This window comes from Mesobacillus sp. QJM3NY_10 (assembly GCF_056173465.1).
The window spans coordinates 3,405,660-3,421,963 of the sequence record NZ_CM149675.1; the positions used below are offsets into that span (position 1 = coordinate 3,405,660).

The 16,304-nt window shown below is 42.2% G+C and carries 19 protein-coding genes; 5 read left to right on the top strand and 14 right to left on the bottom strand.

The window, feature by feature from the left end; translation table 11 throughout:
- Window positions 1-26 precede the first annotated feature (26 nt).
- Entirely contained in the window at window positions 27-815 is a 789-nt protein-coding gene (locus tag AC0VX7_RS17225) for a phosphatidylserine decarboxylase (protein ID WP_475425176.1), read from the bottom strand.
- 189 nt (window positions 816-1,004) lie between these two features.
- Here AC0VX7_RS17225 and pssA point away from each other — a divergent pair, with 189 nt between their 5' ends.
- Window positions 1,005-1,544 (top strand): CDP-diacylglycerol--serine O-phosphatidyltransferase, encoded by a 540-nt coding sequence (gene pssA / locus AC0VX7_RS17230; protein ID WP_215037045.1) that lies wholly within the window; start codon window positions 1,005-1,007, stop codon window positions 1,542-1,544.
- Window positions 1,545-1,672: 128 nt separating this feature from the next.
- Here pssA and AC0VX7_RS17235 read toward each other — a convergent pair whose 3' ends face one another.
- Together AC0VX7_RS17235 and AC0VX7_RS17240 are read right to left on the bottom strand one after the other, a co-directional pair.
- Complete coding sequence (locus AC0VX7_RS17235; RefSeq protein ID WP_475425177.1) at window positions 1,673-3,451, bottom strand: M3 family oligoendopeptidase; 1,779 nt, start codon at window positions 3,449-3,451, stop codon at window positions 1,673-1,675.
- 169 nt (window positions 3,452-3,620) lie between these two features.
- Entirely contained in the window at window positions 3,621-3,767 is a 147-nt protein-coding gene (locus tag AC0VX7_RS17240) for a hypothetical protein (RefSeq protein WP_215037043.1), read from the bottom strand.
- A 199-nt stretch (window positions 3,768-3,966) separates the two neighbouring features.
- Here AC0VX7_RS17240 and AC0VX7_RS17245 point away from each other — a divergent pair, with 199 nt between their 5' ends.
- Both AC0VX7_RS17245 and AC0VX7_RS17250 read left to right on the top strand, forming a co-directional pair.
- Complete coding sequence (locus AC0VX7_RS17245; RefSeq protein WP_475425178.1) at window positions 3,967-4,638, top strand: response regulator transcription factor; 672 nt, start codon at window positions 3,967-3,969, stop codon at window positions 4,636-4,638.
- A gap of 89 nt (window positions 4,639-4,727) precedes the next feature.
- On the top strand, window positions 4,728-5,084 hold the full coding sequence (locus tag AC0VX7_RS17250) for a group I truncated hemoglobin (protein ID WP_041965174.1): 357 nt from the start codon (window positions 4,728-4,730) through the stop codon (window positions 5,082-5,084).
- Window positions 5,085-5,296: 212 nt separating this feature from the next.
- On the opposite strand, the gene AC0VX7_RS17255 is transcribed toward AC0VX7_RS17250, so the two are convergent.
- The 4 genes from AC0VX7_RS17255 to AC0VX7_RS17270 all read right to left on the bottom strand — a co-directional run bounded on the left by AC0VX7_RS17255 (window position 5,297) and on the right by AC0VX7_RS17270 (window position 7,827).
- Window positions 5,297-5,857 (bottom strand): helical membrane plugin domain-containing protein, encoded by a 561-nt coding sequence (locus AC0VX7_RS17255; RefSeq protein WP_475425179.1) that lies wholly within the window; start codon window positions 5,855-5,857, stop codon window positions 5,297-5,299.
- A gap of 14 nt (window positions 5,858-5,871) precedes the next feature.
- A complete protein-coding gene (locus AC0VX7_RS17260) occupies window positions 5,872-7,008 on the bottom strand; it encodes an NAD(P)/FAD-dependent oxidoreductase (protein ID WP_475425180.1) in 1,137 nt (378 codons plus the stop codon).
- Between the two features lie 56 nt (window positions 7,009-7,064).
- A complete protein-coding gene (locus AC0VX7_RS17265) occupies window positions 7,065-7,304 on the bottom strand; it encodes a sulfurtransferase TusA family protein (protein ID WP_226606969.1) in 240 nt (79 codons plus the stop codon).
- A 121-nt stretch (window positions 7,305-7,425) separates the two neighbouring features.
- A complete protein-coding gene (locus tag AC0VX7_RS17270) occupies window positions 7,426-7,827 on the bottom strand; it encodes a DsrE/DsrF/DrsH-like family protein (protein ID WP_041965171.1) in 402 nt (133 codons plus the stop codon).
- Window positions 7,828-8,095: 268 nt separating this feature from the next.
- Here AC0VX7_RS17270 and sigK point away from each other — a divergent pair, with 268 nt between their 5' ends.
- The gene (gene sigK, locus AC0VX7_RS17275; protein ID WP_023627218.1) at window positions 8,096-8,818 is read left to right on the top strand and encodes an RNA polymerase sporulation sigma factor SigK; all 723 of its coding nucleotides are present in this window, start codon (window positions 8,096-8,098) and stop codon (window positions 8,816-8,818) included.
- 643 nt (window positions 8,819-9,461) lie between these two features.
- Here sigK and AC0VX7_RS17280 read toward each other — a convergent pair.
- From AC0VX7_RS17280 to AC0VX7_RS17300, 5 genes are all read right to left on the bottom strand, one after another.
- Window positions 9,462-9,599, bottom strand: coding sequence for a YrzI family small protein (locus AC0VX7_RS17280; RefSeq protein ID WP_215036793.1), 138 nt, complete (start codon window positions 9,597-9,599; stop codon window positions 9,462-9,464).
- A 352-nt stretch (window positions 9,600-9,951) separates the two neighbouring features.
- Window positions 9,952-10,215 (bottom strand): YrhC family protein, encoded by a 264-nt coding sequence (locus AC0VX7_RS17285; protein WP_475428192.1) that lies wholly within the window; start codon window positions 10,213-10,215, stop codon window positions 9,952-9,954.
- Between the two features lie 684 nt (window positions 10,216-10,899).
- A complete protein-coding gene (locus AC0VX7_RS17290; protein ID WP_475425181.1) occupies window positions 10,900-11,055 on the bottom strand; it encodes a hypothetical protein in 156 nt (51 codons plus the stop codon).
- Window positions 11,056-11,202: 147 nt separating this feature from the next.
- Window positions 11,203-11,910 (bottom strand): 5'-methylthioadenosine/adenosylhomocysteine nucleosidase, encoded by a 708-nt coding sequence (locus tag AC0VX7_RS17295; protein ID WP_475425182.1) that lies wholly within the window; start codon window positions 11,908-11,910, stop codon window positions 11,203-11,205.
- An 86-nt stretch (window positions 11,911-11,996) separates the two neighbouring features.
- Window positions 11,997-13,292, bottom strand: coding sequence for an amidohydrolase family protein (locus tag AC0VX7_RS17300; protein ID WP_475425183.1), 1,296 nt, complete (start codon window positions 13,290-13,292; stop codon window positions 11,997-11,999).
- Between the two features lie 185 nt (window positions 13,293-13,477).
- On the opposite strand from AC0VX7_RS17300, the gene AC0VX7_RS17305 reads away from it, so the two are divergent.
- A complete protein-coding gene (locus tag AC0VX7_RS17305; protein ID WP_215036790.1) occupies window positions 13,478-13,684 on the top strand; it encodes a YrzA family protein in 207 nt (68 codons plus the stop codon).
- Between the two features lie 35 nt (window positions 13,685-13,719).
- Here the strand turns inward: AC0VX7_RS17305 and AC0VX7_RS17310 are convergent, their stop codons facing one another.
- Complete coding sequence (locus AC0VX7_RS17310) at window positions 13,720-14,412, bottom strand: DUF1510 family protein (protein ID WP_475425184.1); 693 nt, start codon at window positions 14,410-14,412, stop codon at window positions 13,720-13,722.
- Window positions 14,413-14,497: 85 nt separating this feature from the next.
- Window positions 14,498-16,279 (bottom strand): peptidoglycan D,D-transpeptidase FtsI family protein, encoded by a 1,782-nt coding sequence (locus tag AC0VX7_RS17315; protein WP_475425185.1) that lies wholly within the window; start codon window positions 16,277-16,279, stop codon window positions 14,498-14,500.
- Window positions 16,280-16,304 lie beyond the last annotated feature (25 nt).

Here is a 16,304-nt window from a genome sequence, read left to right on the forward strand (position 1 = left end):
CAGATTCAGCCTGTGCCCCCCGCTTTTCAGCCTTGTCCATTTAATGTGCCGATTTTCTCACCATACTTAATATGGTATGGAGGAGTAATTTGCGGCAGCAGGTTAATAGTGTCTTTTTCGAACAGCAAGACTATAGTCGAGCCGAAGGTGAAGTATGCCATTTGATCACCTTTTTCCAGCTTCGTTCCATCATGTGTTGTTTCAATCGAATTGACAAACATGGCTCCTACTTTAATGACAGCTGCCATACCAGCATTATGCCTGATTTCAGTAATCTTTCGGTAGTTCTTAGACAACGGGTAGTTACCATACTTCAACCCCATTTTATTTACAGGGTATGACTTCAATCCCAAGGTCCATTGATTGGTTACCTCTCCAGTTACCGGGCTGTGAATTTGATGGTAATGGCTTGGGCTCAAGTAAAAGATCATATAAGTACCCTGCTCGTACCTGGCCATTGCTTCGTCACTTCCGAGCATCTCAGAAATAGAATAAACCTTTCCCTTTACCAGGATCGTTTTATCAGCCTCGATTTGTCCAATCTCTTCGATTACTGAATCTACTGGACTAACAATTGACAGAGGATCCTCATCTATTCTCCTTGCGCCTTCTTTAAGGTTCCTGATGAAAAATTGATGGAGACTTTCATATTCCCCAATTGGCTTTTCCATTTCCCCCTGGTTGATGTTATACGTTTTAGCAAACGAAGGAATAATCCTTTTACTGCTTTTGGATTTTGCGAATTTATGCAAAATGGCCGAAGTCCACTTCCCATTTGTCAATTCTATTAGCAAGCGATATATAGATTGGAACAATAGTCTTACCTCCGATTATTATTTAAGTGTTTGCACAGGTTAAGCTTTGTTTTGTGAGAATTAATCTGAAATTTCGAAAACTATTAAAAGAAATCTTTACGAAATAGCATAATCAGCTTAGAATTATATATTATTATATAATAACCCAATGTGCTAGTTCCCTTTTCCGATTATAAGGAGTGAAAATATATGTTTCTGCATGATGTACTCGACTCAACAGTCAAGAAAGTAAAATCCCAGACAGCCAATCTTCTGACATTGGCGAATCTTTCTTTAGGTGGATTTGCGATTATCGTGGCCATTCACGGTAATCTGAACTTAAGCCTCTTATTGATTTTCATTGCCGCCCTTGCAGACCGATTTGACGGCATGGTAGCCAGAAAACTTAATATTGAATCAGAACTTGGAAAGCAGCTGGATTCCATGAGTGATATTATATCATTTGGAGTTGCACCTGCATTATTAATCTATCAGGGAATTTTATCCGATTTCGGTGCTCCAGGAGCCTTTTTCATCGTTTTTTATATAGGCTGCGGCGCCTTCCGCCTTGCACGATTCAATATCACCGAGAATAACGGATATTTCACAGGGTTGCCGATCACAGCAGCAGGAGTGCTGGCAACACTAAGCTTCCTGGCCATTCCCCATGTTCCGCCTCAGACATTCCTGTTCATTATGATCACCCTTAGTCTGCTGATGGTCAGTCCATTCAAACTGAAAAAAGTATAAAAACCCAGCCTGAATGGCTGGGTTTTCTCATGTATATTTGTTCCGCAAGGCTTGCCTTTGGCCCTTAATCGTTCAACGGCAAAGGAATCCTGTTCGTCAGCTTTCTCTACCTTTATAAGCAGCAGTAACTACTCTGTCAATGCCATGAACTCTTCGACATCCTCCACACACATACGGACTGCTTTTTCCCAGAAATCCTTTTTCGTGAGGTCGACGTTCAGGTGCTTTTGTGCCAGCTCCTCGACTGTCATGGAAGCGGAGTCCTTCAACAAAGCGATATATTTTTCTTCATATCCCTTGCCTTCTTCCTGGGCCATTGCATAAATGCCAAGGGAGAATAAGTAACCGAATGTATACGGGAAGTTATAAAACGGCACTCCAGTAATAAAGAAGTGCAGCTTTGAAGCCCAGAATAACGGATGATACTCCTCTAGAGCTCCTCCGTAGGCTTCGGTTTGCGCGTTTTCCATCAATTCACCCAGTCTTTCAGCGTTGACAACTCCCTGCTTGCGCTCTTCATAGAATTTCGTCTCAAACAGGAACCTGGAATGAATATTCATCAATAGTGCGACCGACCGCTGAATTTTATCCTCTAACAGACTGAGCTTCTCTTCTTTCGATTTCGCATTTTTTACAGAAGCATCAGAAACGATCATTTCAGCGAAGGTAGATGCTGTTTCGGCAACGTTCATTGCATAATTACGGTTCAGCAAGTGTAAATCTCTCATCGCATATGTGTGGAATCCATGTCCAAGCTCGTGAGCCAGTGTGGAGACATTGGATGGTGTGCCTGAGTAGGTCATGAATATTCGGGATTGGCTGCTCTCCGGAAAGAAAGTATGGAATCCTCCAGGCGCTTTTCCAGGACGATCTTCCGCTTCAATCCACTTATTTTCAAATGCCAGTTTCGCAAAGTCGGCCATTTCCTTGCCAAATTGCTCGAAATTATCGACGATGAAATCTGCCCCTTCCTGATAGGACATTTTAGATTCCGCACTGCCAATTGGCGCATCCAAATCATACCAGCTCAGCTTATTAACCCCAAGCAGCTTCGCTTTACGATTCAGGAACTGAACAAATGGCTCCTTATTATCGGAAATGACTTCCCACATGGCATCAAGAGTTTCTTTTTTCATCCTATTAATATCAAGCGGCTCTTTCAATACATCTTCCCAGCCGCGGAGCTTATAGACATTCAATCGAAAACCTGCAAGGTGGTTAAGAGTCTTTGCGAAGGCATCCTCATTTTCTCCCCAGGCTTTTTCCCATTGAGCAAATATTTCTTTACGTACAGAGCGATCAGCATCGGAGAGTTTATTGGCTGCCTGGCCGACAGATAAACTTTCCTCTTTATAATTGATTTTCGTGTTGCCAACAAGAAGGTCATACATTTGGCCCCAGCCATGATAGCCATCTACACTCAAGGCATTGATTGCTGATTCCTCTTTTTCGGAAAGCTTTTCCGCAGCCCGTTCGCGGCGCTCTGTCAGTACAAAACGCAGCTCATGCAACAGTCCTTCCTTGACAAGCTCCTCCCACACATTTTCCGAAAAGCTGGATAGCTTCTGGTCAAAGATCGTCAGCGCTGTTTGCAATGATGCACTAAGTTCTGTAACGGCCGATTTTAATTGTCCGGCTTTTTTATCACCAGTATTCTGAGCATGCAAACAGCTTACAAAAGCCCCTGCCTGCCTTACCTTCCTGGCTGCTCCATCAAACATTTCAACAAGACTCGCCAGTCTGCCAGCTTCACTTGCCTGGTCAGCTGGCTGCCAGCCCTCAAGTTCCTTCTTGAATTGTGTGATTTCCTCACCTGCAGCCTTTAGGTGCGCAGCAAATTCGGGTGAATCACTTCCTCCTTCAAAAAACACGTCTAAGTCCCAGACTTCTGAATATGTATTGGACATTGATTGGTTCCCCCTTTTTTTCTATTATATTATTATAATGTTATTTTTCTAAAATTTCTATTTTTTCAAATAATTTTCTGAACGGATGTAACTGAATCTAAGGCTGGGAGAAAAATTTCAGGACTGGAAAAAGGTTTATCCCTGTTTTCAGGATAAACCTTTTTACCTTCTATCCGTAGAAATACCACCAACCGCCAAATATCAGGACGATGACCAGCAGGATGATAAACAGTGCAAACCATGCACCACTTCCTCCGTAATATCCCGGATACCCTCCATAGGGTGCACCGTATGGTGGATAGTAACCGTAAGGCATACTTTCACACTCCTTTTCCGTATCCTATTATTACTTTATGGGATTCTGTCCATTTTGGTTTGGGCTTTTAGCGAACCTTTAAAAAAATCATTGAGCTTAAACAGAGCCCAAATGATATGTGAAATTCATCATTAGTGCACGGTTTTTTCAAACTTTTCGTGTAAGATAAACTCAAGAATATCTTTCAAGGGGTTTTTATATGTCCACGATTTTGTTAGTAGATGATGAAACGCGTATGCTTGATTTGCTTGCGCTGTATTTAACACCAGCAGGATATAAATGCATTAAAAGAACTTCCGGCAATGAGGCCATCAGCTTTCTGGAGGATAACCATGCTGATCTCGTGTTGCTTGATGTCATGATGCCCGAGATGGATGGCTGGGAGACATGCATTGAAATTCGCAGGCATTGGGATATTCCCGTCATCATGCTTACTGCCAGGAGTGAGAAGCCAGACGTTGTCAGAGGCTTGAAAATAGGAGCTGATGACTATATAACCAAGCCTTTTGATGAAGGTGAATTAATTGCAAGAATAGAAGCAGTACTTAGGAGACACTCTGTCAAAAGCACCCTTCTCAATTTCAATGGCTTGAAACTTAACACAGACTCCTATGAAGTACAGTATAATGGCATTTCGATTCCTCTTACGCCCAAGGAATTTGCCTTGCTTAGCCTATTTTTGCAAAACATTAATAAGGTTTTCACAAGGGAACACTTAATCTCAACCATATGGGGATATGGTGTCGAAACAGAAGACCGTACGATCGATTCGCATGTAAGGAACCTAAGGGATAAACTTCGGAAATCTGGTTTTGCGGTGGACGATTATTTATCTACTGTTTGGGGAGTGGGCTATAAATGGATTGAATAAATTCGTATTTTGCTCTATAAGGTTTCATTCATAATCCTTTGGATATAGAGAAATAATAGTGACGTTAACTTAAATAGGAGGATTATAGAATGGAAACTTTATACGATCGTCTGGGTGGACAAGATGCCATTTCAAAAGTAGTCGATGTTTTTTACGAAAAGGTACTAGCAGATGAAACAGTCAATAAGTTTTTCGAGGAAACGGACATGGAAAAACAGCGCAGGCACCAATCATTGTTTATCAGCTGGGCATTGGGCGGACCAAACCAATATTCCGGAAGAAGCATGGAGCTCGCGCATAAAGGCATGAACCTGAATGATGAGCACTTTGGCGCCATCGCCAATCACCTTGCTGCTAGCCTAAGGGAATTCAATGTATCGGAAGAAGACATCAATCAAGTACTGGAGAAACTGACAGGCATGAAGAATGATATTCTTTATAAATAATGAAGAAAAAGCGCAAGCGCCTCGTTCAGCCCTGACAAGCGCTGGAGGGCCGACCAGTGAAGTCGTTCTTTGACTTCATTGGGCGGACCGAAGCGACTCGAGGGGCTAGGCGCTGGAGCTGGATTAAGAAAAACCTATATAAGTATCCACATTGAAATTATTTTATAATTTCCAAGATAATGAAGAAAAGGAGAGGGAATTCCCCTCTCCTTTTATTTATTCAGTTGTTTCGGCAGGTTTTGCAGGAAGGAGATCAATAATGTCATGCCTTCTCTTGTTTCTTTCTGTGTGACAGCCTTCATCAGCTGCATGGATGATAACGGTTCTTTATCCTTTGTTTCCTCTTGAGCATTATGGAACGCAGTAAGCATACCGTCTACCAGATCAATGGCACCAAGCTGAACGAAGGAGTCTGCAAGTTCAACACCTTTAATGGCCTTTTCAGCCATGTCAGTAACCATAGGTCCTGTCATGGCACCCTTCATGGCTGCAGCCATATCGGCGAGCTGCATGAGTGATTTAAGAACACCCGTTTCTTCCATCCGTTTAACTTCCATTAATGTTCTCTCGAGGTTCTCAGCCACTTCAGGCAAAGTCTTCAGTAAAGAAAGTGTTTCTGGCTGAAGGATGTCATCAGCCATCTCAACCATTTTGACACCTGTTTCGGCGATCGTTGAGACCATTTCCCCGGTTACCGCGTTCATGGCTGCATCGGTGAAGCTGACGAGTTTATGTTGTTCTTTTTGTTGAGCTTGAGGTGTTTCTGTAGCCATCTCAACCACCCCTTCTATAAAATCCCTTTGGCATTTAACCAGTAAAGCTCATTGTATACAGCTTTGAACCAGTGCAGCAGGTCAGAAGTTTCTGCAGGCTGCGGAGGATTGTTGTAATCGAATGTAATCATGCTGGCATCTTCAAGGCTGTTCTCAAGGAAGCACGCAACCTTGCCATTGTATACAGCTGTTTCCGGGCGGCCAGTCAATCTGCTGATAATATTCGCAACAAGTGATTCAGATTGGTAGTGAGCTGTTGAACCAGCTTTGCTGATTGGAAGGTTCGTAGCGTCACCAATTACGTACACATCATCCTGACTAATCATCTTCAATGTTGTACGGTTTGTCGGAATGAAGCCAGACTCATCTCCAATACCAGAATCCATTACTGCTTTAGCTCCGGTATGGGCTGGAATCGTAATCAGCATGTCATATTCGTGTTCCGAACCATCCATTGTGATAGCGACTTTGCGCTTTGGATCCACTTCTTCTAGGTTAAAGAATGTTTCGTATTTGATATCACGCTTTTCAAACTGTGGAAGAGCCCATTCTGCTACTGGAACCAAAGAATGGATACGGCCGATAGGATAAGAATATTTGATTTCGATCTCCTTGCGTCTGCCATTCTTGCGGTAATAATCATCAAGCATCAATGCAAGCTCAAGTGGAGCAGCCGGACATTTATGTGGAACATCAATTGTAATCAGGATTCTACCCTTTTCCATTGCAGCAAGATCAGTGCGCAGGCGTTCTGCACCTTCAAGCGTATAGAAGTTATGCGCTCCTTCTCTTAAGCCAGGTACACTGTCGAAGTCAGGATGTGAACCAGTTGCGATCACAAGATAGTCATACTGGTACTGTTTTTTCCCTTTGACTGATTTCTTCTCAACATCAATTTTCTCAACATCATCATAAACCAGGTTTACATGTCTATGAACGAGTGTTTCCTGCTTTCTGATGAAATGCTCAGATGGCTTCTCATTGAAGGCAATGAATAAGTATCCAGGCTGGTAGATATGCTTTTCTGTATTTGAAATCAAAGTGATTTCGACTTCACGCTTCTTAATTTCTTCCCCAAGCTGGCGGGCAAGCTTGTTTGCGACCATAGTACCCGCGCTGCCGGCTCCAAGAACGACGATTTTCTTTGTCATTTGGTCCACACCTCTTTATTGGATTCTTTGATGAAGGCTGCTTAAACAGCAATCCCTTACTTTGCCTTTTTAACCGCGATCTTGAATTCATCGCCTTCATTTTCGAGGTAGGCAATTTCGTGGCCCATTTTGTTAACCCATTCAGGAATATCGACTGCTGAACCTTTATCAGTAGAAAGGACTTCTACAACATCGCCAACTTGCGCTGTCTTGATTCCTTTTACCAATTCCATTAGTGGTCCTGGGCAATATGCTCCTCTTGCATCGATTGATTTAGTTACTTGTACTTCACTCATGATTTTTTCCTCCTATATAGTTAAGTTTTGTGTTAAAATTAGAAAAGATTTTTTATTTTTGCATGAAGGGGAAAGGGTTGAAAGGCCTGCACGCCATATCACTTTTTCCTGCTTCTGCAGCTTACATTGTAATAACTGTTGCACCTTGAGTCATACCAAGGAATTTTGTAACCCCGATTACTCCATCAAATACATCAATCATGTCTTCTTCTTGCCAATCCATGATGTCCATCGCCAGTGCGCATCCGTAAATATTAAGCTCTCCCATATCTTTACCTTCCTGTAAAAGTGAATCGAACAATGGGATCTTCTTAGCCAGCATTTCCTTGCCAATGGTTCCAGTGATGAAATCAGTAGTTTCAAAGCTGTCTTTCCGGAAAGACTTCAATGCGTTCATTGTGACGAATACATTCACAGTCATGCCTGACATTGATGCAACCGAACCTACAAGTGCTCCTGCATGAAGCTTTTCAAGATCTTCCGATAATAAAATGACCGCTAAAGATGGTGCTTGCTGTTCCATAATTTATTTCCTCCTAATAAATTCGAATGATTTACCTTACACTTGAATTATACCTATACCCCTATGTCTATGTCTGTTTCTTTTATGTGAACGTTCTTAGTCTAAAAAGTGACAAAACAAGGTGTTCACAGAATTAACTATTGATTCTTGAAATATTATTCTGGATTAAATTTCCAAAACAAAATATTTAATTGGACAGACACAATCCACCTCTTTAAGACATAGGAATTTATTATAGGCGAAAGCCTAAAAAAGCGGGGGTGGAAACATGTCGGGCATACTAACAGCACTCGGCTACTTAGTTAAAGAAGTGATCCTTCTTGTTTCGTATGTTAAAAACAATGCATTTCCTCAACCGTTATCTGCAGCTGATGAGCGAAAGTACTTAAGGTTGATGGCAAATGGCGACCCACACGCAAGAAATATGCTGATTGAGCACAATCTGAGACTTGTCGCACATATCGTGAAAAAGTTTGAAAACACCGGCGAGGATTCGGAGGATTTGATTTCTATCGGAACAATTGGCCTGATCAAGGCAATCGAAAGCTATTCGGAAGGCAAAGGAACCAAACTGGCAACTTATGCTGCTCGCTGCATTGAGAACGAGATTCTTATGCATTTGCGCGCATTGAAAAAAACTAAAAAGGATGTTTCATTGCATGACCCTATCGGCCAGGACAAAGAAGGAAATGAAATTTCGCTGATCGATGTCCTGAAGTCTGAATCAGAAGATGTTATTGATACCATCCAGCTCAATATGGAGCTTGAAAAAGTAAAAGAATATATCGATGTCCTCGATGAGCGTGAAAAAGAGGTCATTGTTGGCCGCTTTGGCCTTGATTTAAAGAAGGAAAAAACGCAGCGGGAAATTGCCAAAGAACTTGGCATCTCGAGAAGTTATGTATCCAGGATCGAGAAGAGGGCATTAATGAAAATGTTCCATGAGTTTTATCGTGCCGAAAAAGAAAAGAAAAAGAATAAAGGTCAATAAGAAAAGCGCAAGCGCCTTGTTCAGCCCCGACAAGCGCTGGAGGGCCTGACAGTGAAGTCGTTCTTTGACTTCATTGGCAGGACCGAAGCGACTCGAGGGGCTAGGAGCCGCAGCTAGACAAGCGACTCGAGGGGCTAGGCGCTGGAGCTAGACACTAATCTAAGTGGATAAATTTATACTTTCTTATCCAATGACAAAAACCCGGGCATTTGCTCCGGGTTTTCGTTTTTTCAAATATGCGTTTCAGGAAAACAAAAAAGGCATCAACCACAAGGATTGATACCTCTTTAACACTCTATTCCACACTCACTTCTGCAGCAACTACCAAACCGACAGCGCCACAGATCACCAATCCCATGACAATCAAGAACATGCCCATCACCCCTTTAGTATTCACCCGTGTTTACACCAAATTTATCATATAATGATGGTGCTAAAAGGAAGTTAATGTGAACATTTTGTTAACGATGGGATTTCTTTTTCTTGAAAATGAGGGTTAATAGCAATACATGCAGTGACATACAAATTACCTCCCGACTCCGTCGTTAGGTGGTGTCCTTCTCCACCCATAAGCTAGCCAGTCTTCTTTGAATTAAATAAATCATTTTCTTTCCACCTTTCTAAAGTTTATTATTCAAATGAATTAAAACAGGCGCATCATTGTTTGACGGGTTTTGTTATCTTCAATCATTTTTTCTACCATTTCGTTATGGCGAATTTCTTCTAAAGACATTTGGCGTTTGTTGATTGTAATTGTAAAAAACAAGATATTTAAGGTCATTATCGGTTCACCTCCTTTTTAATTCCACCCCAAAAAGCCGCAAAGATTCCTCCCCTGCGGCAAAATGGGCACAAAAAAGCCACAGGGGCACGATTCTCCCTGCGGCCATGGATGTATTAGTAAAAAAACAGCTTAAATAATCCAGTCCGATCCGGTCGAATGCGTATTACAATATGAAGTTTGTGCGTTATTCCAGTATCCAATCATGATCATTTCACTCGACCTCCTTTTGAATTATTTAACCACATTGGTAAGTATATCCACTTCCCTTTGTTTTGTAAACCTTTTATTGGCCGTTTTTTCCAAAAAGCATTCGTCAAAATCCAACAAAAAAAACGCCCTGCACGGACGTTTATTTCTTCATCAATAATTCCTGGCCTTCTTCAGTTTCAATCAGCTGGCTACGGAATTTCTTAGCAATTGAAAAGAATGATACAGATCCAGCAAGGAAACCAACAGATGCACCTGTTGAAATATATATATCTGTCATCACTTTCGTTTCAGACGGAATGATCGTACCGAGGTAAAAAAATACTCCTACAGCAAGAAGTACAGTTCCATATTGTTTAAAATCAACCATTTTATCATAGAGTTGTTTAGCGTCCAAATCTATCACCTTCACTTTCAGACTTAACCACAACCCTACTTTAACATTTTTTAAACACTTTTTCGGTAAGTAAATACTGGAAAATAAGTGCCTATTATTGAAAAGACCTTCAGGCATTTGCCGAGGTTTTCACCTCTGTTTTGGCTGAACCTGGTGCTACTTCGGACATTTGCCGCGGCTTTCACCTCTGTTTTGGCCGAACATGGTGCTACTTCGGACATTTGCCACGGCTTCCTCCTCTGTTTTGGCTGAACCTGGTGCTACTTCGGACATTTGCCGCGGCTTTCACTTCTGTTTTGTCCGAACATGGCCCTACTTCGGACATTTTCCTATGCTTCCACTGCTGTTTTGGCCGAACATGGTGCTACTTCAGACATTTTCCTACCCTTCCACTGCTGTTTTGTCCGAACATGGTGCTACTTCAGACATTTGCCGCGGCTTTCACCTTTGTTTTGTCTGAACATGGCCCTACTTCGGACATTTTGCTATGCTTCCACTGCTGTTTTGTCCGAACATGGTGCTACTTCGGACATTTGCGACGGCTTCCTCCTCTGTTTTGGCCGAACCTGGTGCTACTTCAGACATTTGCCGCGGTTTTCACCTCTGTTTTGGCTGAACCTGCCCCTACTCCAGACATTTGCCGCGGTTTTCACCTCTGTTTTGGCTGAACCAGCCCTTACTTCGGACATTTCCCTATGCTTCCACCGCTGTATTGGCTGAACATGGCCCTACTTCGGACATTTTCCTATGCTTCCACCTCTGTTTTGTCTGAACATGCCCTACTTCGGACATTTGCCTATGCTTCCACTGCTGTTTTGTCCGAACATGGCCCGCTTCAGGCATTTGCATCAACCTCCACCCCTCACTTATCCGAACTGGCATCTGCTTAGAACATAAAAAAAGCGTGAATCCCCAAAGAAGTGATTTCACGCTAAAATTATTCTATGGTTTATAAAACGAAATCCTATCGTAAGCTTGAAAGCCATTTAAAGTTAATTAATTCAGGTTCCAGTTCTTGACCATCTCATTGACGATTTCAAAAGAGTTCTTGGAGGCGAGTTTCGTGAATTCCAGGAAGTTCACGTCTGCGGAGCCATCTGCCTGGTCCGACATTGACCTAATGATCACGAATGGAATACTGTTCATGCTGCATACCTGTCCAACGGCTGCCCCTTCCATTTCTGTACAATAACCGTTAAGCTCATCTTGCAGGAATTTTACCTTCTCGCGGTCGGCGATGAATTGGTCACCAGATAAGATACGACCGCTGACGATTTTCTTATCCTCTACAATTTCTTTGCTCGCCGTGATCGCCAAATCCACCAGTCGCTCATCCGCTTTAAATACAGATACTTCTGTATAAGGGATTTCCCCTAGCTTGAAGCCTAATGCACGTACGTCCATATCGTGCTGTACACAATCAGTCGAAACGACGATATCACCTATTTTCAGATCCGGATTAACAGCACCGGCAACACCCGTAAACACAATATTGGACGCAGCGAATTCATCAATCAAAATTTGTGTACATACGCTTGCGTTAACTTTCCCGACCCCTGACTTACAAAGCACAACGTCATATCCGTTGAAAGTGCCGACATAAAAGGTGATGCCTGCTTTCCTTTTTTCTTCATAGTCTTTCATTGCGTCGAGGATATGCTGAATTTCTTCATCCATTGCTCCTATAATACCAATTCTGCTCATAAATCTAACCTCCGATGTTCTTATTGAAAATTTGTTTTCCAAGGATGCGCCTTCTAGTCTTTTTTTATAACTCTCTATGTAAAAAATTACGAAAGGAGTTTCGACATTCTGTTAGCTTCATAAAGTACTTTTTCTTCATCAATCGTTTTGAACTGCCCATTATCTAGTATTTGTTTTCCCTGGACATAGACATCCTTGACATCCCGTCCAGATCCGGAATAAACAAGATGGGATACTGGATTATGCTTAGGATAAAAGAATGACTGATTGGCGTTCACGACAATAAAATCTGCATCTTTGCCAACTTCCAGCGATCCAATCTCTTTCTCAAGCCAAAGAGATTCTGCTCCCTGGATGGTCGCCATTCTTAAGGCTTGCTGGGCAGTTATTACAGTTGCATCCCTTGCTGCTCCTTTATGGATTGTCGCCGAAGCTTTCAGTTCTTCAAATAAATCCAGATTATTGTTTGAAGCGACGCTATCTGTACCAAGGCTAACTGTAACTCCCTTTTCGAGCATTTTGCCAATCGGGGCAATTCCGCTGCCCAATTTGAGATTACTGATCACATTATGAGATACTTTCACATCTTTTTCGGCAAGGATTTCAATATCCTCGTCGGTCACATGGACAGCATGTGCCACCAATGATGGCCGGTCAAGAAAACCAAGGTTGTTCAGGTGTACGACTGGTGTTGCACCAAAGTCCTCGATATTCTTCTCTACTTCAAATTTCGTTTCAGACATATGCGTATGCAGTGGTACGTTCAGTTCGACTGATTTATCAATGATTTGTGTGATATACTCTGGTGAACAAGTATAAGGAGAATGCGGTGACAGCATAGTCGTAATACGGCCACCTGCGCCATTATTCCAGCTTTTCGCAAAGTCCGCCGCTTCCTTAAGCTTGCTTTGTCGAAGCTCATCCGAACCAAAGCCAATCACACCGCGGCACAGTACTCCACGTATTCCTGCTTCATCAACCGCCTTTGCGATTTCATCCATATTGTCATACATATCAACAAAAGTCGTTGTACCTGTACGGATCATTTCAAGGATAGAAAGCTTGGCGCCCCATTTTGCATGTTCAGCTGTGTATTTTGCTTCAAGCGGCCAAATTTTTTCTACCAGCCAGGTTTGCAAATGCAAATCATCTGCATACCCTCTCAGCAAGGACATTGGTGTATGTCCATGTGTATTGACCAGACCCGGAAGGAGAATATTGCCTTTTAAATCTACTTTTTCATCATAAGAAGCAAAATCTTCAGGTGTTGCTCCCACATAAATGATTTTTTCATCTTCAATGCCAATAGCGCCATTTTCGATCACTTCATTATTTGTGTTACTCGTAACGATGGTGCCGTTATATAATAACTTGCTTCCCATATTAATCTCTCCTATGTAAAAACACTTGAGCATATTTGTACTAACTAGAATTCGGTGTAAAACGTCGAAATATGCCTATCGTTTTAATTTATCAAAAAATGTTTTATTTTTATAGAGAATTTGCTATTTTTATTAAAGCACTACAGAGACTATTTTAACAAAACTACATATAGGGAGCTGAATTAATGAATTTCCAATTCGATTTAATTGAAGATAAGGTTGAATTTTTTGAAGCGATCGATTTGAAAACCTTGGAACAAAAAATAAATAAACAGATTGAAATTAATAAGGCGATTATGCTGGCTGTCCATCATGTATCACATCAAATGCATTTAGATGAAAAAGGACGGCTGTTCTATTCAGCTGTTGTCCATTTCAAAGTAAAAAAATAAAGGGGCTCTCTTCAAGAGCCCCTCAATAAATCACATTATCTCTTCTGATCATTCTCAATCAATTCTTCTACTTTAACTGGCTTCCAGCCCTGGCCGTCCACCCATTGAATCGATACCCTAAACGTCTGGTCACTTCCCTTTTCAGAGATGGTTCCTACCGCGGTATTAGGCGCACCGCCATTTCCATTAAACCATACCGTCATATTATTCTTATCAATTCCGGTAGCATATGAATATGCAAGAATCATTTCCTGCCAATCAACGGCATTTTGGTCAAAAACGGTATTATGTTCTCCAGATTGGGTTGTTCCTACAGGCTTCCATTCAGGATTCTCAATCGTCTGCTTGACATTGGCATCGCTGCCGCCTTCTGTGACGATGGGTTCAGCCAATTCCTCATCCTCTGCAGATTCCTCATCTGCTTCTTCAGATTCGGTAGATTCTGCTGCACTATCGTCTTTTTCATCAGAATCTTTAAGGTCATTCTTTTTGCCTGTATCTTTGCTATCATCTTTGTTTCCTGAAGGGGCTGCGGCATCTTTTTCTGCCGCAACATCGTTCTGGTCGGCTGCCCCTTCATCATTGCTGAAAAAAATGTTAAAAGAGACAATTCCAATCAACAAAATAACGACAACAATCAAGCTATTTAAAATAAGGTTCGTTTTTCTGCGCTTGGATCTTTTTCCTGAACGTGTCCCCTCATTTAGGTTGTCATAATCGTGCTTCAAGATCTTTCCCTCCCTTATAAGGTTGTCAACATTCTACCATGACTTGGGTCAAACTTGAAGGATTTTATATTCATCTAATGCTGTTTCAATCGTTTCTAGGACCTTCCTCCAGGGTTCCATGGTTAATTGCATAGACCTCTTTTACTATATCCGCAAAAAGAGGGTTCACCCCGCCTTCATTCTCCAGAACCCCTAAGTTGACAGTCACTAGTGCATACTTAGGTTTTTCATAAGGAAAATATCCAGCAAACCATTTATTGTGCAATTGCTTGTCTTCTTTGTATATTCCGGTTTCAGCAGTCCCGGATTTTCCTGCCACCGTATATGGCAAGTCCGTGAACCATCTCCCCGTACCTTCTTCATTCAAAACGACCTCTCGTAAAAGCTTTTGCAGTTTCATGGCTGTAAACGGAGAAATCTTTTCTCCTTCAAGCTTCTCTTTGGGAAATTCGGTCATTTTGGCACCATTTTGGTACTGGATGGAGAAAACTGCCCTGACCATGTCTTTTTCTCCTCCTCTGGCGATCGTAGCCATCATGTTCGCAACAGCGAGAGGAGACACCCTCACTTCATGCTGGCCAATACCTGATAAAGCTGCAAAATTTCGATCTTTCCTCGCTTCATCTGATAAAAATACCCGTCCCTTTTCCTCATCTTGCAGCTGTTCGAAATCTTCCAGGTGAAAAATGTCACCCTTCCATCCAGCACCGCCTGTGATGGATAGCATCTCCGCGTATTTTTCAAGCATATTTGGGTCCTTCTCTTGCAGTTCCCGGGCTACCTCCCCAAAAGTCCTGTTGCAGCTTACTGCAAAGCTATCAGCGAAATTGAGTATACCATGCTCATATTTCAAATCTGGATCCCCGCTGATCGTCTTGCTGCAATCGAACTTCCTCGCTGGATCATCGAGCCCATGATCAATTGCTGCCGCAGCAACCACCGTTTTAAAGACAGAACCAGGTATATGCTGCTTGACCATCATATTTTCTGTTCCCTCTCCATTAAAAGGGTTTACACGGTTGATGTCTGGTCTTGAAACCATTGCCAGTATGCTGTTCGTTTCAATATCCAGCAGCACGACGCCGCCTCTGTTGATATTATGCTCGTCAACTTTTTCCTCAAGGATCATCTGCAGATCTTTGTCTATCGATGTCTGCAGATTGATTGGATAAAAGGGATTTGCTGGATCTATGTATTTTACATTGATCCCGAATAGTGGTGCTCCCGCCCCGTCGACATGATAAACTAGCTTGGATTTCCCCTCAGCAACCAGGAATTCGTCAAAGCTTTTTTCCAGCCCTGATATACCGATCAGGGTCCTTGGCAGTAAATCTTTCTCCCCATATCTTGATTTCAGAAGTGATTCATTCTCTCCAGTAATACCCAGAAGCTGGGCAGCCGGTACCTTCGCTAATGGATACTTTCTCTCAACAGCAAATACCCCGGGGATCTCCATCTCATTAATAATGTCCATTTGACTCTTTGTTAAGATTATCGGATTTGGGTCACCAAAGGCGAATGGTTCCTTGGACTTTTCCACTGCAGTTTTCAAAGCGTATATAGATACACCGATAGTCCTTGCAACCTTGTCAGCTTCCCAGTCCATTTTCTTTAAAAATGGAAACAAAACAAGAACAGACGAAGTTTCATAGGATAGAGGTGCTCCTGACCTGTCAAGGAAATTCCCCCTGCCATTGTCAACGACCATTTCCTGCGACCTTTGTTTAACGCTCGCTTCTATTAAATTGATTTCATGCTTGGAAAAGGACTCTGTATCAATTAGCTGCAGCTGTGCCAGCCGTAACATCAGCAGACCAAAGACAGCTATACAAATGGAAATCCAGGCGACCATTCTGTTTTTACGCATAAAAAAACACCTCGTCAAAAGTGTT